General features: G+C 73.6%; 11 protein-coding genes and 1 pseudogene. 3 read left to right on the top strand and 9 right to left on the bottom strand.

Translation table 11 applies throughout. From position 1 onward, the window contains the following. Positions 1-165 precede the first annotated feature (165 nt). Positions 166-2634: a Tex family protein gene (locus tag SCWH03_RS20750; RefSeq protein WP_173265796.1), complete on the top strand. Its 2469-nt coding sequence runs from the start codon at positions 166-168 to the stop codon at positions 2632-2634. Positions 2635-2976: 342 nt separating this feature from the next. On the opposite strand, the gene SCWH03_RS20745 is transcribed toward SCWH03_RS20750, so the two are convergent. From SCWH03_RS20745 to SCWH03_RS20735, 4 genes and pseudogenes are all read right to left on the bottom strand, one after another. Further along, entirely contained in the window at positions 2977-4644 is a 1668-nt protein-coding gene (locus SCWH03_RS20745; protein ID WP_173265795.1) for an ABC-F family ATP-binding cassette domain-containing protein, read from the bottom strand. Between the two features lie 545 nt (positions 4645-5189). Further along, entirely contained in the window at positions 5190-6785 is a 1596-nt protein-coding gene (locus SCWH03_RS20740) for a BCCT family transporter (RefSeq protein WP_173265867.1), read from the bottom strand. A gap of 217 nt (positions 6786-7002) precedes the next feature. Continuing rightward, positions 7003-7434, bottom strand: a pseudogene (locus SCWH03_RS29275) (carboxypeptidase); the annotation flags it as partial. Positions 7435-7500: 66 nt separating this feature from the next. Next, positions 7501-8445 (bottom strand): oxygenase MpaB family protein, encoded by a 945-nt coding sequence (locus SCWH03_RS20735; RefSeq protein WP_173265794.1) that lies wholly within the window; start codon positions 8443-8445, stop codon positions 7501-7503. A 330-nt stretch (positions 8446-8775) separates the two neighbouring features. Here SCWH03_RS20735 and sph point away from each other — a divergent pair, with 330 nt between their 5' ends. Then, on the top strand, positions 8776-9777 hold the full coding sequence (sph, locus tag SCWH03_RS20730; RefSeq protein WP_173265793.1) for a sphingomyelin phosphodiesterase: 1002 nt from the start codon (positions 8776-8778) through the stop codon (positions 9775-9777). Positions 9778-9969: 192 nt separating this feature from the next. Here sph and SCWH03_RS20725 read toward each other — a convergent pair whose 3' ends face one another. Continuing rightward, a complete protein-coding gene (locus SCWH03_RS20725) occupies positions 9970-10527 on the bottom strand; it encodes a hypothetical protein (RefSeq protein ID WP_173265866.1) in 558 nt (185 codons plus the stop codon). A gap of 461 nt (positions 10528-10988) precedes the next feature. On the opposite strand from SCWH03_RS20725, the gene SCWH03_RS20720 reads away from it, so the two are divergent. Next, positions 10989-11753 carry a MerR family transcriptional regulator gene (locus SCWH03_RS20720; RefSeq protein ID WP_173265792.1) on the top strand — a complete coding sequence of 255 codons (765 nt, stop codon included), beginning with the start codon at positions 10989-10991 and terminating at the stop codon, positions 11751-11753. A 342-nt stretch (positions 11754-12095) separates the two neighbouring features. Here the strand turns inward: SCWH03_RS20720 and SCWH03_RS20715 are convergent, their stop codons facing one another. The 4 genes from SCWH03_RS20715 to SCWH03_RS20700 all read right to left on the bottom strand — a co-directional run bounded on the left by SCWH03_RS20715 (position 12096) and on the right by SCWH03_RS20700 (position 18019). Continuing rightward, on the bottom strand, positions 12096-14294 hold the full coding sequence (locus SCWH03_RS20715) for a 3-hydroxyacyl-CoA dehydrogenase NAD-binding domain-containing protein (RefSeq protein ID WP_173265791.1): 2199 nt from the start codon (positions 14292-14294) through the stop codon (positions 12096-12098). A gap of 44 nt (positions 14295-14338) precedes the next feature. After that, on the bottom strand, positions 14339-15553 hold the full coding sequence (locus tag SCWH03_RS20710) for an acetyl-CoA C-acetyltransferase (protein ID WP_173265790.1): 1215 nt from the start codon (positions 15551-15553) through the stop codon (positions 14339-14341). A 139-nt stretch (positions 15554-15692) separates the two neighbouring features. Next, positions 15693-16835 (bottom strand): acyl-CoA dehydrogenase family protein, encoded by a 1143-nt coding sequence (locus SCWH03_RS20705; RefSeq protein WP_173265789.1) that lies wholly within the window; start codon positions 16833-16835, stop codon positions 15693-15695. Next, positions 16832-18019, bottom strand: coding sequence for a CaiB/BaiF CoA transferase family protein (locus tag SCWH03_RS20700; protein ID WP_173265788.1), 1188 nt, complete (start codon positions 18017-18019; stop codon positions 16832-16834). The genes SCWH03_RS20705 and SCWH03_RS20700 overlap by 4 nt, the downstream gene beginning before the upstream one ends. Positions 18020-18167: the final 148 nt, after the last annotated feature.

The raw sequence follows: 18167 nt of genomic DNA, 5'->3' as shown, positions 1-18167 counted from the left end.
CCTCCTGTGCGGGGCGGCCGGCCGCGGACAACGCACGCGCCGGGCGCAGGGGGAGGCGCGACAGGGCCGCGGCCCACCCGGCAGAATGCAGCCGAGGAGATCGCGCGGGCGCACATCCGCGCGGCCTCGCAGGCACAGCCGGTATCGGAAGGCGAGTCGGGAACCGTGACGACGTCCATCGAAGGCAGGATCGCCGAGGAACTCGGCGTACGGGAGCGGCAGGTGAAGGCGGCCGTCGAGCTGCTCGACGGCGGGTCCACCGTCCCGTTCATCGCGCGCTACCGCAAGGAAGCGACCGAGATGCTCGACGACGCGCAGCTGCGCGCGCTCGAGGAGCGGCTGCGCTATCTGCGGGAACTGGAGGAGCGGCGGACCGCGGTCCTGGAATCCGTCCGCGAGCAGGGCAAGCTGACCGGCGAGATCGAGGCGCGGATCCGGTCCGCCGACACCAAGGCCCGGCTGGAGGACGTCTACCTCCCCTTCAAGCCCAAGCGGAGGACCAAGGCGCAGATCGCCCGCGAAGCGGGGCTGGAGCCGCTCGCCGAGGGACTGCTCGGCGACCCCACGGTCGAACCCCTCGCGGCCGCCGCCGCGTTCGTCGACGCGGGCAAGGGCGTCGCCGACTCCGCGGCAGCTCTGGAGGGCGCCCGCGCCCTCCTCACCGAGCGCTTCTCCGAGGACGCCGACCTCATCGGCGAGCTGCGGGAGCGGATGTGGACCCGGGGCCGGCTGGCGGCGAAGGTCCGCGACGGCAGGGAGGAGGCCGGCGCGAAGTTCGCCGACTACTTCGACTTCGCCGAGCCGTTCACCGAACTCCCCTCGCACCGCGTGCTCGCGATGCTCCGCGGCGAGAAGGAGGACGTGCTCAGCCTGGAGCTGGAGCCGGAGGAGCCCGCGGAGGGCCCCTCGACGTACGAGGGCATGGTCGCCCGCCGGTTCGACGTGGCGGACCGGGGCCGCCCGGCGGACAAGTGGCTGCTGGACACGGTGCGCTGGGCCTGGCGGACCCGGATCCTCGTACACCTCGGCATCGATCTGCGGCTGAGACTGCGGACGGCCGCCGAGGACGAGGCGGTACGGGTCTTCGCCGCCAACCTGCGGGACCTGCTGCTCGCCGCCCCCGCCGGGACCCGGGCGACACTGGGCCTCGACCCCGGTTTCCGCACGGGGGTGAAGGTGGCGGTGGTCGACGCGACCGGCAAGGTCGTCGCCACCGACACGGTCTACCCGCACGTGCCCGCGAACAAGTGGGACGAGTCCCTGGCGAAGCTGGCCCGGCTGGCCAAGGAGCACGGCGTCGAGCTGGTCGCCATCGGCAACGGCACGGCGTCCCGGGAGACGGACAGGCTGGCCGCGGACCTCATCGCGCAGCACCCCGAGCTGAAGCTCACCAAGGTGATGGTGTCGGAGGCAGGCGCTTCGGTGTACTCGGCGTCCGCGTTCGCCTCGCAGGAGCTGCCGGGCCTGGACGTCTCGCTGCGCGGCGCGGTGTCCATCGCCCGCCGGCTGCAGGACCCCCTCGCCGAGCTGGTGAAGATCGACCCCAAGTCGATCGGCGTGGGCCAGTACCAGCACGACCTCTCCGAGGTGAAGCTCTCGCGCTCGCTGGACGCGGTCGTCGAGGACTGTGTGAACGGCGTCGGCGTCGATGTGAACACCGCCTCGGCGCCGCTGCTGTCCCGGGTCTCGGGCATCGGTGCGGGCCTCGCCGAGAACATCGTGGCCCACCGCGACCAGAACGGCCCCTTCCACTCCCGCAAGCAGCTCAGGAACGTGACGCGGCTCGGCCCGAAGGCGTACGAGCAGTGCGCGGGCTTTCTGCGGATCCGCGGCGGGGACGACCCGCTGGACGCGTCCAGCGTGCACCCCGAGGCGTACCCGGTGGTGCGGCGCATGGTGAAGACGGCCGGCAGCGAGGTCGCGTCGCTCATCGGCAACACGGGGGTGCTGCGGTCGCTGCGCCCGGGCGACTTCGTCGACGAGACCTTCGGCCTGCCGACGGTGACGGACATCCTGCGGGAGCTGGAGAAGCCGGGGCGCGACCCCCGGCCCGCGTTCCGGACGGCGGCCTTCAAGGACGGAGTGGAGAAGATCTCCGACCTGGCTTCCGGGATGGTGCTGGAAGGCGTGGTCACCAATGTGGCGGCGTTCGGGGCGTTCGTGGACGTCGGCGTCCACCAGGACGGACTGGTGCACGTCTCGGCCATGTCCCGCACGTTCGTCAAGGACCCGCGGGACGTGGTGAAGCCGGGCGACGTGGTCAAGGTGAAGGTCCTCGATGTCGACATCCCGCGCAAGCGGATCTCGCTGACGCTGCGGCTGGACGACGAGGCGGCGGCGCAGCCCGGTGCTGGTGGTGGCCGGCGCCGCGAGCAGGGCGGCGGCCGGCCGCCGCAGCAGCGCCAGGGCGGCCGCGACCGCCGCCAGGGCGCCGGTTCGGGGTCGGGGTCCGGTTCGGGGTCCGGTTCGGGGTCCGGTTCGGGGTCCGGTTCGGGGTCCGGTTCGGGGTCCGGTTCGGGGTCAAGGCCCGGCTCGGGTTCGGGTCGTCGCGGGGCGCCCCCCGCCAACAGCGCGATGGCGGACGCCCTGCGCCGGGCCGGTCTGCTGGACGGCGGGGGAGGCGGCGGGCGCTGACCCCGCCACGGCCGCGCGGCCACTGCCGTACGGCGGGGCCATGGTGGCCGGTGGCCGCGGAGGCCGGTGGCTGTGTGGCCCGGTGGCCGCGCGGATGCCGCCTCCGCGGGGCCGATTCGGCATCGGGCCTTTGGACCTGTGACGGTACCCGGGGCGGCGGCTGTGGGCCTGCGGCGGCGGCCGGCCGGCATCCCCGCCGACCCCGCCTTGTCCCGACCGGCCACGCGGCAGCCGTTCGCCAGGGCCTGACCCCCGTCCCGGCGGCGCGCGGGCGCCGTGGCCCGCTCGCTGCCGGGAGTGGGGACGCCGGGTCCGGGAGGGCCGGTCGGGACCGGCCCCTCCTCAGCTTTCGGTGACCTTGCCGTGCGCCACCTCGAGGCGCCGGGTCGTGCGGACGGCGTCGAGCATCCGGCGGTCGTGGGTGACCAGCAGCAGCGTGCCCGGGTAGGAGGCGAGTGCGGACTCGAGCTGCTCGATGGCGGGCAGGTCGAGATGGTTCGTGGGCTCGTCGAGCACCAGCAGGTTGACGCCCCGGCCCTGGAGCAGGGCCAGGGCGGCGCGGGTCCGCTCGCCCGGGGACAGGCCGGCCGCCGGGCGCAGCACATGGTGCGCCTTGAGGCCGAACTTGGCGAGCAGGGTACGGACGTCGGCGGGTTCGGTGTCGGGAACCGCCGCGCAGAACGCGTCAAGCAGCGAGTCCGTGCCGTGGAGCAGCCGACGAGCCTGGTCGATCTCGCCGATGACGACGCCGGACCCGACGGCGGAGTGCCCGGCGTCCAGCGTGAGCCTGCCGAGCAGCGCGGCGAGAAGCGTCGACTTGCCTGCGCCGTTGGCCCCGGTGACGGCGACCCGGTCGGCGAAGTCGATCCGCAGCGACACCGGGCCGAAGCGGAAGTCGCCCCGCCGCACCTCGGCATCGCGGAGGGTCGCCACGACCGACCCCGATCGGGGCGCGGCCCCGATCTCCATGCGCAGTTCCCACTCCTTGCGGGGTTCCTCGACCACGTCGAGGCGTTCGATCATGCGCTGGGTCTGGCGCGCCTTCGCGGCCTGCTTCTCGCTCGCCTCGCTGCGGAACTTGCGGCCGATCTTGTCGTTGTCGCCTGCCTTGCGCCGCGCGTTCCTGACGCCCTTGTCCATCCAGGAGCGCTGCATCCGGGCCCGGCCCTCGAGGGCGGCTCTCTTGTCGGCGTACTCCTCGTAGTCCTCGCGGGCGTGCCGCCGCGCGGTCTCGCGTTCCTCCAGATACGCGGCGTGGCCGCCGCCGTAGAGCGTGATCTGCTGCTGGGCGAGGTCGAGTTCGAGGACCTTGGTGACGGTGCGGGAGAGGAACTCCCGGTCGTGGCTGACGACCAGGGTGCCCGCGCGCAGGCCGGTGACGAAGCGCTCCAGCCGCTCCAGCCCGTCCAGGTCGAGGTCGTTGGTCGGCTCGTCGAGGAGGAAGACGTCGTAGCGGGACAGCAGCAGGGAGGCGAGCTGGGCCCGGGCCGCCTGGCCGCCGGAGAGGGAGGTCATCGGCCGGTCGAGGCCGGCACGGAGGCCGCTGCCGGTGCCGGTGCCGGCGTGGAGGCCGAGCGAACCGGCGACCTCCTCGGCGCGCTCGTCGAGGTCGGCGCCGCCGAGCGCCAGCCAGCGCTCCAGACTCGCCGCGTAGGCGTCATCGGCGCCGGGCGTCCCGTCGACGAGGCCCCGGGTGGCCTCGTCCATCGCGCTCTGCGCGGCGGCGACCCCGGTCCGGCGGGCGAGGAACCCCCGTACGGTCTCCCCGTCGCGTCGCTCCGGCTCCTGCGGCAGGTGGCCCACCGCAGCGGTCGGCGGGGACAGCCGCACCTCACCGTGTTCCGGGGTGTCGAGGCCGGCGAGCAGCCGGAGCAGAGTGGACTTCCCGGCGCCGTTGGCACCGACGAGGCCGATCACGTCGCCGGGCGCGACGACGAGGTCGAGTCCGGCGAAGAGCGTGCGGTCGCCGTGTCCGGCGGCGAGGTTCTTGGCGACGAGGGTTGCGGTCATCAGAGGGCCGAGTCTAAGGCCCGTTCGCCGGGCGGGGTGCGAGGGCCGCCTCGTCCGCCGAGGGGACGGGACTCCGGTGCGTACGGCCGCGAGGCGGCCACCCCCCTGCCTCGCACAGCGAGCGGGATCTCCGGGCACGGTGCGAAGGCGCGGCACGGGCAGCACGACGGCGGCAGCCCGGCACGACGGCCACGACGGCCACGACCACGACGACTCCGCCGGGGCGCACCGGGAATGAACAGGGCCCGACCACCCACCACCGCCCGGGGCCAAGTCCCCGCCCGGAGCGGAGACCGCCGCCACCGCCCGGCTCCGGTCGCCGGGTGGGCGGGCCGCCTCCAGAGGACTCGGCCGGCCCCGGATACGGGTGACGCCGAGCCCCGGGCGGCCCGGGACCCCGGGCCGGGACACGGGACACGGGACACGGGACACGGGACATGGGACACCCTGCAGCAGCGGTCACCGGCCGCCGGACGCCTCCGGGCGGTGGGCGGCCGGAGCACGCTCCGGCCGGACCCCGGGCGGCGCCCCCGGAGGGGCCTGGTTCACTTCTCGGGCGGCGTGGGCCCGATGCGGAGCTCGAAATCGCCGTCGTACTTCTCATGCCCCGCGATGACCGCGAGCTCGACGGCCTCCTCCCCGCGCCGGCCGCGCAGGACGAGCGGGTCGCGGCGCAGATCGCGCATCAGCGCGAAGCACATCGCGATCATCACCGCCAGGAACGGCGCCGCCACGAGGATGGTGAGGTTCTGCAGTCCCGCGAGGGCGTCCCCCTTCCCGCCGCCGATCAGCAGCATCACGGCCGCCACGGCGCCGGTGACACCGCCCCAGAACACCACGACGAAGCGGCCGGGTTCCAGGGCGCCCTTCTGCGAGAGCGTCCCCATCACCAGGGACGCCGCATCTGCGCCGGAGACGAAGAAGATGGCGACGAGGACCATCACGAGCAGGCTCGTCACCGTGGCCGCCGGGTACTGCCGCAGCACGGCGAACAACTGGCCCTCGGGGGTGCTCTCGTCGCCGAGCCGGCCGCCCTCCTGGAGGGTGATCGCCGTCCCGCCGAAGATCGCGAACCAGCAGAGGCTGACCGCGCTGGGCACCAGGATCACTCCGCCGACGAACTGGCGGACGGTCCGGCCCCGGCTGATGCGGGCGATGAACATGCCCACGAACGGCGTCCACGAGATCCACCAGGCCCAGTAGAAGACGGTCCAGCTGCCGAGCCATTCGGCGACCCCTGCGCCGCTGGACGCCTCGGTGCGGCCGATCAGCTGCGGCAGCTCGCCGAAGTAGGTGGCGATCGAGGTGGGCAGCAGGTCCAGCACGATGACCGTCGGCCCGGCGACGAAGAGGAACACGGCGAGCAGCAGGGCCAGCACCATGTTGGTGTTGGACAGCCACTGGATGCCCTTCTCGATGCCGGACACGGCGGAGAGGACGAAGGCGAGCGTCAGCACGGCGATGACGACGACGAGCAGCGCCGTGCTCACCCTGGTCATCCAGCCCAGTTCGCTGACTCCGCCGGCGATCTGCAGGGCACCGAGCCCGAGGGAGGCGGCCGAGCCGAACAGCGTGGCGAAGATGGCGAGGATGTCGATGAGCCGGCCGCCCCAGCCTTGGGCGTGCCTCCTGCCGATCAGCGGCTCGAAGACCGCGCTCACCGTCTGGCGGCGGCCGCGCCGGAAGGTGCTGTAGGCGATGGCGAGCCCGACCACGGCGTAGATGGCCCACGGGTGCAGCGTCCAGTGGAACAGCGTCGTGGCCATCGCCGTCTCCATGGCCTGTGCCGCGTCGGCGGGGGCGGTGCCCGGCGGCGGGTCGGTGAAGTGCGCCAGGGGCTCGCTGACCCCGTAGAACATCAGGCCGATGCCCATGCCGGCGCTGAACATCATCGCGATCCAGGAGACGGTGCGGAACTCGGGCTCCTCGCCCTCCCGTCCGAGCGGGATCCGCCCGTAACGGCTCATGGCGAGCCAGAGCGCGAAGATCACGAAACCGGAGGCGGCCAGGACGAACGCCCAGCCTCCGTTGTGGATGAGCCCCGCGAGCATGTCGGCGGACACGCGCCCGAGGGTGTCACTGGCGACCGCACCCCAGAGCACGAACGCGACCGTGAGGGCGGCGGTGACCCCGAAGACCACCCGGTCCGTGGCGGTGCCGCCCTTGGCCGGCCCCGGCGGCCGGGGGAGGTCCGCCGCCCGGGGACTTCCCGGGTCCGCCGGTTGTGGTGCGCCGGATGTGTCGACGTGCGGCACTGAGGCCCCTTTCGCGGGTGAACGGAGCCGGGTTCGCTCTCCTGAGGCCCCTCCTACCACGCCTGGCGAGATTCACACGCGTGGCGAGATCCACAGGGGGTCGGCAGCGGGTGATCGGGCTCCCGGCCGGGAGACGGCACGCGGCACGCCCGTCTGGCAGCAGGGGTGCCAGTGCCCGCATCGACCGCCGCAGCGGCACGACCACGCCGTGGGGCGTGGGCCGGGAGACCACGCCGTGCAGGGCGAGTTCGTGCTCGACCTCGGTGTACCGGGCGGCCGTGAGCCGGTAGCCGCAGGGCGGGTCCTGGACGGTCTCGTCCGGTGCCGCGGGGTCGTTGCCCGCGCCGCCGGTCCATACCGGGCCGCGTTCGGCGGGTCCGGCGAGCCGGGCCGCGGTCGGCGCGGCCTCGATCGGGGCGCGCCGCTCGCCGGCGAAGGCGAACGCACCCTTCAGCGCGGCGAGCAGGGAGTGGACCCTGCGCCGGTTGCGGACGGCGGGGTCCGCACGTTCGGCGTCGGGGAGAGCGTCCGCACGTCCCCGGCCGCCACTCGGTTCGCCCCTCCGGCCTCGCGCTCCGGGCGTCGGCGGCCCCGCCAGGCGTCACCCGGCGCGCGGTCGTCGAGAACGCCGGCCGGTCCGTCCCGTCGGCAGCAGTCCCCCGGCCCGTGCCCGGCGGCGGGCCTCCCTGGCCTGCGGCAGATAGCGCATCCGCTCCGGAAGCAGGGGGACCACGGTCCGTACGATCCGGCCGAAGCGCCGCAGCCGCCGCTCCTGCCCGCCGGTCCAGGGCAGTCCGATCGCCGCCCGGGCGTCCGGCGGCATCAGCCCGATGGTGAGGAAGCGCCTCAGCCGGAGGAACCCGGGCAGTACCAGCGGCCAGCACAGGCGCAGCAGCAGCCGCAGCGGCGGGGGCCCGAAGACGGGTGGCGGCAGCCGGCTGCCGGTGGCGACGAGGTCCCGGACGACGGCGTTCGCCTCCAACTCGCCGGCCAGGACCCCGCGGTAGTACGGCCAGAACTCCTCGACGGTCCCCGGCATGTCCCGGTCCCGGATGCCGAGCACCCGGCCGACCATCAGCCACTCCTGGTAGAGCCGGCGCTCCTGGTCCTCGGTGACCGGCCGGTACAGATAGCGGAGCGCGTGGCGGTGGACGGGGAAACCGGTGGCGTGGACCCACGCGTAGTACTCGGGAGTGAGCGCACGGTAGCGGCGGCCCCGGCTGTCGGTGCCCTCGATGCCCCGGTGCAGCCGGCGCAGCCGGCGGCCCTCCTCGGCGGCGGCGGCACCGCCGTACACCCACAGCTGGAGCGAGCGCAGCGAGCGCTCCCCGCGCCCCCAGGGGTCGGCGCGGAAGAGGGAGTGCTCGTCGACGCCCGCGCCGACGGCGGGATGCGCGACCTGCAGGGCCAGCGCTGCGGGGAGCATGAGCAGCCCGCGGATGTCGCCGACAAGGGTCCACAGGACACCACCGGGCGGCGGGGGCGGGGGGTCCGGCCCCGCCCTCCCGTCCGTCCTGCGCGTCAGCCGTTCCCGCGGCCTGGTCATGAGCGTGCTCCCGGTGGCCGGCGGGTGCGCAATGCCCGGCCTGAGGGTCCCACGTCCCAGTATGCGAGCCCGAGCGGGGGCGGGGAAGCCGGCGTCGGACATCAGGCAGGCGGGGCGGGCCGGCCGGGAGGCAGGCCGGCGGGAGGGGAGGCCGATCCACCGGGAGGCTCCCGCACGCATGCCGGGAGGGGATACCCCCGTCCACGTTCCCAGGGCGCGCGGAACTCCGGCGAAAGACCCGGCACCTGACGGTTACCCCGAGGTAGCTGCCGCTGCTTTGATGTGCGCGCCGACCCACCGCCCGCACCCCCACCGGAAACGGGAGTCACAGTGCCGCATTCCGTGTTCCGCCGCGCGTCCGGCGCGGCCCTCTCCCTCACGCTCGCCGCGGCGGCCCTGGCGGTCGCCGCACCGTCGGCGTCCGCCGCCCCCGGCCGGCAGTCCCCCGCCGCGACACCCTCGCTGAAGGTCCTGACGTACAACGTCTTCCTGTTCAGCAGAGTCCTCTATCCCAACTGGGGCCAGGCCCACCGGGCCGCCGAGATACCGAAGGCCCCCTACTTCCAGGGCAACGACGTCGTCGTGCTCCAGGAGGCGTTCGACAACTCCTCGTCCGAGGCCCTGCAGCGCAACGCACGCGCCCAGTACCCCTACCAGACACCGGTGATGGGCCGCAGCAAGAGCGGCTGGGACGCGACGGGCGGCGCCTACTCGGCGACGGTGCCGGAGGACGGCGGGGTCACCGTCCTCAGCAAGTGGCCCATCGTGCGCAAGGAGCAGTACGTCTACAAGGACGCCTGTGGCGCCGACTGGTGGTCCAACAAGGGCTTCGTCTACACCGTCCTGGACGTGAACGGCAGCCGGGTGCACGTGGTGGGAACCCATGCCCAATCGACCGACCCGGGCTGCGCGGCGGGCGAGGCGGCGCGGATGCGCAGCCGCCAGTTCAAGGCGCTCGACGCGTTCCTCGACGCGAAGAGCATCCCGGCCTCCGAACAGGTGCTGGTGGCAGGCGACTTCAACGTCGGCTCGCACACCGCGGAGTACGCGGGCATGCTCGCCGACGGCGGGCTCGTCGGCGCGGACAGCCGGACCGGTCACGCGTACTCGTTCGATACCCGGGACAACTCGATCGCGGCCGAACGCTATCCGGGCGAGCCCCGCGAGGACCTGGACCACGTCCTGCACCGCGCGGGGCACGTCCGCCCGGCCGGCTGGCGGAACGACGTGGTCAAGGAGCAGAGCGCGCCCTGGACGGTCACCAGCTGGGGCATCGACTACACCTACACCAACCTCTCGGACCACTACCCGGTCGCCGCCTTCGGGCAGTAGCGGGGGGAGGCTGCCGGGGCGCCCGGACCCGCGGTGGCGGGCCCGTCCGGCGCGCAGGGCGTGCAGGGCGAGCGCGGTCCGCAGGGCAAGCGGGGCCCCGGCCGGTCCGCAGGGCTCGCCCGCTCGACGACGGCGCCGGCGGCGGGCCCGCGCCTCGACCGCCGGGCCGGGGCGCCGCCTCCGGTCGCGGGGCTACCGGTACCAGATGGTGGCGCTCCAGGCGTACAGCGCGATGGTCGCGGCCACGCAGACGATGACCGCCCAGGAAACGAGGCCGGTGTGCCGACCGGGACGCGGGGTCCGGGGCGTACGCCGGGAGCGGGCCGGGCGCCGGGAGCGGGCCGGGCGGGCCGGGCGGGCCGGGCGGGCCGGGCGCGGCGTGGCACCTCCGAACCGCCGGAAGAAGCGCCCGCGCCGGACGGAGCGAGGAACCGCGGAGGCCACCACACGCGGCAGGGGGTCCGCCGCGGCCTCGGCGAGCAGCCGGCGGCAGACCGCGGCCAGGTCGGCCGTGCCCGCCCCACCGCTCACCACCGCCTCCGAGCGCGCGGGAGCCGTCGTGCCGCCGTCGAGTATCCGGCCGGCCCGCATCAGGAGTTGGCCCCGGCCGCCGCTCGGTGCGAGGCTGATCCAGCGCCGTACATGCTCGCCGCGGATGACGACGCCTCCCGCGCGGTCCCGGTACACGGTGTGTTCACGCCACAGGACGTCGGCCAACTCCACGGCCTTCTCCCTCAGCTGCGCGCTCATGCCCTCCCCGCCCCCCATGCGCCGCTCGAACAGGAACCGCACTCTAGCGTCATCGGAGCAGCCGTCCACCCGCTGGGAGCGTCCCGGGCCCTGCCTCGTCATGGGCGGGCCTCCGCTCGCGAGGGGGGGCGAGCCCGCGTCGCGGGCCCCACCGGGCGTCACCGGGCCCCACCGGGCGCCGCGGGCACACGCCCTCGGTTCGGCGCCCTGGTGCGCGGCGCGGTGGCGTCCCGCGATGCACATGCCCCCGCCTGCCCGCCCGTACGTCCGTACGTCCGTATGCCGTATGCCCGTATGCCCGTATGCCGCCGGGGTCCCTACGTGCCCCGGAATCCCCGTGTGCACCCGGGTGGGCAGGCGCCCCGGACCGTCGGCCGGGCTGCTCACCCGGTTTCACCACCCCGATGAGACAGCAATACTGTTGCACCGGAGCCCGGTGCACGCAGGGAGCGAGGAAGACGATGGCGACCGAGACCGAGGAGCCGATCCTGACCATCGACGAACTGGCCGCCCGCGCGGGTGTCACGGTCCGCACCATCCGCTTCTACAGCACCCGCGGTCTGCTGCCGCCCCCGCAGATCGGCCCGCGCCGGGTCGGCCACTACGGCGCGGAGCACCTGTCCCGACTGGCCCTGATCGAGGAACTCCAGTACCAGGGCATGACGCTCGCGGCCATTGAGCGCTACCTGGGACAGCTGCCCCCGGGCCTGAGCGCACAGGACCTGGCAATCCACCGGGCGCTGGTGGCCTCCTGGGCGCCGGAGCCGGCGGAGGAGACCGGTCGGCCGGAGCTGGAGCGCCGGGCCGGGCGGCCGCTGTCGGACCGGGACATCGACCGGCTCGCCGCCATGGGGGTGCTGGACCGCACCGCCGCGCCGGACGTGTTCCGGCTCGACGGCGGGCTGCTGCGGCTCGGTGTCGAACTGCTCGACGTCCCCATCGCCCACACGACCATCCTCGCTTCCCGCACCGTGCTGCTGGAGCACGCCCGTTCCGCCGCGCAGGAGCTGACCAGGCTGTTCCGCGACGAGGTGTGGGGCCCCTACCGCGAGCGCGAGTCCGGCGCGGACCATGTCGCCGCGATGAGGTCCCTCTCGGCCCATATGCAGCCGATGGTCGTGCAGGCTCTGGTCACGGCCTTCCAGCGGTCGCTGAGGTCGGAACTCCGCGCCGCGTTCGGGACCGGTGGGGAGGCGTCTGGGCCCCGGCCCGACCAGTGCCCGTGAACGGGTCCGCCCTTGACGCGACGTCCCGGCTCGCCGCCCCGGTTCGGCACCCTGACCGGCGCTCTCCCCGAGTACGCCGTGCGGCAGCATCCGGTACTCCGGCGGCCCCCAGCGGCCGGGAAGTCCCCTCCGGCGTGCGGGCCGGCCGCAGGACGAGACGGACGGGATGAGACGGACGGGATGAGACGGCCGCAGTCCGCCGGGCCAGACCGCGGCGAGACGGGCGGAAACCGGACAGAGGCAGCCCCGCCGGTTGCTGCCGGTCGGAAACGGGACCGACGAGTCGGGACCGGCCGGGCCCGCGCACCGGCCGGACCCGCGCACCGGCCGGGACGCGCCGGGTCACTCGTCGGTGAAGGTCTCCCCCCGCTCGGCCTTCTCCAACAGGAGCGCCGGGGGCTCGAAGCGCTCGCCGTATGCCTCCGCCAGCTCCCGCGCCCGCGCGACGAAGCCGGGCAGACCGTCGCCCGCGCCGCCGCGCCCCTGGTAGCCGTTGATGTACTGCAGGACGCCGCCCGTCCACGCCGGGAAGCCGATGCCCATGATCGAGCCGATGTTGGCGTCGGCGACCGACGTCAGCACGCCCTCCTCCAGGCACCGGACGGTGTCCAGCGCCTCGGCGAAGAGCATCCGCTCCTTCATGTCCTCGAACGGCACCCGCACGCCGGGCCGGCTGAAGTGCTCGCGCAGACCCGGCCAGAGCCCCGAGCGCCTGCCGTCCACGTAGTCGTAGAAGCCCGCGCCGCCGCTGCGGCCGGTGCGCCCGAACTCGTCGACCATCCGGTCGACGACCGCGTCGGCGGGGTGCGGGGTCCAGGTGCCGCCGGACTCCTCCACGGCCCGCCGCGACTCGCCGCGGATCCTGCGCGGGAGGGTGAGGGTGAGCTCGTCCATCAGCGACAGGACCTTCGCCGGGTACCCCGCCTGGGCCGCGGCCTGCTCCACGGACGCGGGCTCGACGCCCTCGCCCACCATCGCCACGCCTTCGTTGATGAACTGCCCGATCACCCGCGAGGTGAAGAACCCCCGGGAGTCGTTCACCACGATCGGGGTCTTGCCGAGCCGGCGGACCAGGTCGAAGGCGCGCGCCAGCGCCTCGTCACCGGTGCGCTCCCCCTTGATGATCTCCACCAGCGGCATCTTGTCCACCGGTGAGAAGAAGTGCAGGCCGATGAAGTCGGCGGGCCGCTCCACGCCCTCGGCGAGCATGGTGATCGGCAGCGTCGAGGTGTTGGAGCACAGCAGCGCGTCCGGCCCGACGACGTGCTGGATCTCCTGGAACACCTTGTGCTTGAGCGCCGGGTCCTCGAAGACGGCCTCGATGACCGCGTCGCAGCCCGCGAGGTCGGCGGGGTCTGCCGTCGGGGTGATCCGGGCGAGCAGTTCGGCTCGCTTGGCCTCCGTCGTCCGGCCCCGGCTCAGCGCCTTGTCCAGCAGCTTCTCCGAGTACCCCTTGCCCCGCCCGGCGGCCTCGGCGCTGACGTCCTTGAGGACCACCTCGATGCCCGCCCGGGCGCAGGAGTACGCGATGCCCGCGCCCATCATCCCGGCGCCGAGGACGGCGACCTTGCGGACCTCGCGGGGCTCGACGCCCTTGGGGCGGTTGGCGCCGGAGTTGACCGCCTGGAGGTCGAAGAAGAACGCCTGGATCATGTTCTTGGCGGTCTGGCCGGTGAGCAGCTCGGTGAAGTACCGCGCCTCGATGACCTGGGCGGTCTCGAAGTCCACCTGCGAGCCCTCGACGGCGGCGGCGAGGATGTTGCGCGGCGCCGGGAAGGGCGCGCCGTTCAGCTGCTTCTTGAGGTTGGCCGGGAAGGCGGGCAGGTTCGCGGCGAACTTGGGGTTCGACGGCGTACCGCCGGGGATCCGGTAGCCCTTGACGTCCCAGGGCTGCTGCGACTCGGGGTGCGCCTCGATGAAGGCGCGCGCCTTGGCCAGCATCTCCTCCGGCGTCGCGGCCACTTCGTGGACGAGCCCGTTCTCCAGGGCGCGCCGAGGGGAGTACTGGGTGCCCTGCAGCAGCACCTTCAGCAGCGCGTCGGCGATGCCCATGAGGCGCACGGTGCGGGTGACACCGCCGCCGGCGGGCAGCAGGCCGAGGGTGACCTCGGGCAGGCCGATCCTGGATCCGGGGGCGTCGAGCGCGATGCGGTGGTGGCAGGCGAGGGCGATCTCGTACCCGCCGCCGAGCGCCGCGCCGTTGAGGGCGGCGACGACGGGCTTGCCCAGGGTCTCGATGCGGCGCAGCGCCCGCTTGATGCCCATGCCCATCTCGAAGGCCGCCTGGGCGTCTTCGGGGCCGACCTTGATCATGTCCTTGAGGTCGCCGCCCGCGAAGAAGGTCTTCTTGGCGGAGGTGAAGACGATGCCGCGGAGGGAGTCCTGCTCCGCCTCGGCGCGGTCGGCGATCGCCTCGATCGACGCGCGGAAGGCCCGGTTCATGGTGTTGGCGGACTGGCCGGGGTCGTCCAGGACCAGGGTGACGATCCCGGTCTCGTCCTGCTCCCAGCGGATGGTGGTGCTCGTCGGCGTTGCGGTCATTGCGGCTTCTCCGTACGGGGGAAGGGGCGGGAGGGGACGAGGGGTCAGACGCGTTCGACGATCGTGGCGATGCCCATGCCGCCGCCGACGCAGAGGGTGGCGAGGCCGTACCGCTTGTCCTCGCGCTCCAGTTCGTCGACGAGGGAGCCGAGGATCATGGCTCCGGTGGCGCCGAGCGGGTGGCCGAGCGCGATGGCTCCTCCGTTGACGTTGACCTTGTCGAGGGAGAGCCCCATGTCCTTGACGAAGCGCAGGACGACGGCGGCGAACGCCTCGTTGATCTCGACGAGGTCGATGTCGTCGATCGTCAGCCCGGCCCGGGCGAGCGCCTTGCGGGTGGCGGGCGCCGGCCCGGTGAGCATGATGGTCGGCTCGGATCCGGAGACCGCGGCGGACACGATCCGTGCCCGGGGCGTGAGACCGTACCGCCGGCCGACCTCCTCGGAGCCGACGGCCACGAGCGAGGCGCCGTCGACGATGCCCGAGGAGTTGCCCGCGTGGTGGACGTGGTCGATGGTCTCCACCCAGTGGTACGTCTGGAGCGCGACGGCGTCGAAGCCGCCCATGTCCCCGATGCCCGCGAACGACGGCTTGAGGGAGGCCAGCGACTCCGCGGTGGTGCCGGGGCGCAGGTGCTCGTCGTGGTCGAGGACGACGAGGCCGCTGCGGTCCCTGACGGGGACGACGGAGCGGTCGAAGCGGCCGTCCTTCCAGGCGGCGGCCGCCCGCTCCTGGGACAGCGCCGCGTACTCGTCCACGTCCCGCCGGGAGAATCCCTCGATGGTGGCGATCAGGTCGGCGCCGATGCCCTGCGGCACGAAGTGGGTGTCGAAGTTGGTCATCGGGTCGGCGAACCAGGCTCCGCCGTCGGACGCCATCGGCACGCGGGACATCGATTCCACGCCGCCGGCGAGCACCAGGTCCTCCCAGCCGGAGCGGACCTTCATCGCCGCCATGTTGACGGCCTCCAGGCCGGAGGCGCAGAAGCGGTTCTCCTGGACGCCGGCCACGGTGTCGGGAAGTCCGGCGGCGATGGCGGAGATCCGGGCGATGTCCGAGCCCTGGTCGCCGACCGGGCCCACGACTCCGAGGACGATGTCGTCGATCGCGGCCGGGTCGAGGCCGGGGAAGCGGGAGCGGATCTCGTGGATCAGGCCGACGACGAGATCGATGGGCTTGGTGCCGTGCAGGGCGCCGTTGGCCTTGCCGCGGCCGCGCGGGGTGCGGATCGCGTCGTACACATACGCTTCGGTACTCACAACAGAGCCTTTCGCTTCACGGATGAGGGTGCGGCGGCGGGAGGTTCGGGGGGACGGGCGGGCCGGGAGAAGCGGGCGGGGGGAGGAGGCGGGCCGGGAGAAGCGGCCGGGAGAGGCGGGCGGCGGGGGAGGCGGGCCGTCAGGAGAGCAGCGAGCGGCCGATGATCTCCTTCATGATCTCGGTGGTGCCCCCGTAGATCGTCTGGATACGGCCGTCCGTGAAGGCCCTGGCGACCCGGTACTCCGCCATATAGCCGTATCCGCCGTGCAGTTGCAGGCAGCGGTCGGCGACCCGCTTCTGCAGCTCCGTCGCCCACCACTTGGCCATCGAGGCGTGCACCGCATCCAGCCGCCCCTCGCCGTGGTCGACGATGCAGCGGTCGAGGAACGCCCGGGTCACAGCGCACTCGGTGGCCATCTCGGCTATCTCGAAGCGGATGTGCTGGAGCTTCGCCAGCGGCCTGCCGAACGCCTCGCGCTCCTTCACATACCGGGTCGTGATCTCCAGCAGGTACTCGGCGGCGGCGACGGCGGCGACGGCGATGCCCAGCCGCTCCTGGGCCAGGTTGGTCATCAGGTGGACGAACGCGCCGTCGAGCCGCCCGAGGAGGTTCTCCTTGGGGACCCGCACGTCCTCGAAGAAGAGCTCGGCCGTGTCCTGCGCCTTCTGTCCGATCTTGTCGAGGTTGCGGCCGCGTTCGAAGCCCGCCATGCCGCGCTCCACGACCAGCAGCGACAGCCCCTTGGCGCCCCCTTCGGGGGTGGTCCTGGCGACGACGATCACCAGGTCGGCGAGGATGCCGTTGGAGATGAACGTCTTGGACCCGTTGAGCAGCCAGTGGCCGCCCCTGTCCTCGGCCGTGGTACGGATGCCCTGGAGGTCCGAGCCGGCACCCGGCTCGGTCATCGCGATGGCCGTGACGGTCTCGCCGCTGCAGAAACCGGGCAGCCAGCGCCGCTTCTGCTCCTCGGTGGCGAGGGAGGTGAGATACGGGCCGATGACGTCGTTGTGCAGCCCGATCGCGAGGCCGGAGGCGCCGACGCGGGCGAACTCCTCGGTGAGGACGGCGCTGTAGCGGTAGTCGGTGTTCCCGCCGCCGCCGTACTCCTCGGGCACGGCAGGCCCCAGCAGGCCCTGGCGGCCGGCCGCCAGCCAGGCGTCGCGGGATACGACGCCGGCCTTCTCCCACCGCTCGTAGTGGGGCAGCACCTCCTTGCCGAGGAAGGTGCGGACGGTCTCGCGGAACGCCTCGTGCTCGGCGTCGAAGATCTGCCGTCTCATGTCTGGAGCCCCTTCGGGCCGGCTGCGGTCGGGTCCGGTCGGGTGGCTCGGGCACCCAGGATGCCGGGAACACCCCAGTCCCGGGCGATCTCCTCGGTGTCGGCGCCGGGTTGTGCGGGCGGGCGCCGGACGGCGCCGGGGGTGGCGGAGAACCGGGGGGCCGGGGACGGCTGGATGATCCCGCCGTGGCCGGTGAAGGTGCCGCGGGCCGCCAGATGCGGATGCCCGGGCGCCTCGCTCAGCGAGAGCACCGGCGCCACGCACGCGTCGGAGTCCTCGAACACCGCGGTCCATTCGTCCCGCGTCCTGCTCCGGAAGCGCTCGGCGACGGCGGAGCGCAGCTGCCCCCAGCGGGCGAAGTCCTTGCGGGCGGGCACCTCGCCCTCGATCCCGAGCAGCCGGATGAACTCGTCGTAGAACCGCTGCTCGAGCGCGCCGACCGCCATGTACCGGCCGTCGGCGGTCTCGTAGCTGCCGTAGAAGGGGCAGCCGCCGTCGAGGAGGTTGGCGCCCCGGCGGTCCTGCCAGCCGCCCGCGGCCATCATCCCGTGGATCATCGTGGCGAGGTGTGCGGCGCCGTCGACGATCGCCGCGTCGACGACCTGCCCCGTGCCACCGGGGCTTCGGGCGTGCTGGAGCGCGGCCAGCACGCCGACGGCGAGGTACAGCGAGCCGCCCGCGTAGTCCCCGAGGAGGTTCGCGGGGACTGCGGGCGGCTCCTCCGCCTTCCCGATCATGCCGAGGGTGCCGGTGACGGCGATGTACGCGATGTCGTGCCCGGCACGCTCGGCGAGCGGCCCCTCCTGGCCCCAGCCGGTCATCCGGCCGTAGACCAGCCGCGGGTTGCGGGCATGGCACTCCTCCGGCCCGACCCCGAGCCGCTCGGCCACGCCGGGCCGGTAGCCCTCGATGAGCACGTCGGCGCGCTCCACGAGGTCCAGGACCCGGCCGGGGCCTCCGTCGGCCTTGAGGTCGACCAGCACGGACCTCTTGTTCCGGTTCGTCAGGTCGTGGGCGGGGTCGATCGCCAGCCCTGCGCCGCCGGGACGGTCCACGCGCACGACATCGGCACCGAGGTCCGCCAGCAGCATGGCGGCGAACGGTCCGGGCCCGATGCCCGCCAGTTCGACCACCCGCACACCGGCCAGCGGACCGCCGGGCGGGCCGTGCCCTGTCGCTGCCATGAAGCCCCCAGTCCTGTGACACAACTGATGTAACATCGGCGATGTTAAGAACACGTTCCACTCCGCACAAGCCCCTGAGCCGAGCAAGCGCTTGGTCGCCCCCCAACGGCGACGGGGTCTGCCGCCCTATCCGGGAACGTCTGCGGCC

It is taken from the genome of Streptomyces pacificus (assembly GCF_011766325.1).
GTDB lineage: Bacteria > Actinomycetota > Actinomycetes > Streptomycetales > Streptomycetaceae > Streptomyces > Streptomyces pacificus.
Note: the sequence above shows the minus strand (reverse complement) of the source record. Positions and strands in the feature narration are given on the sequence as shown.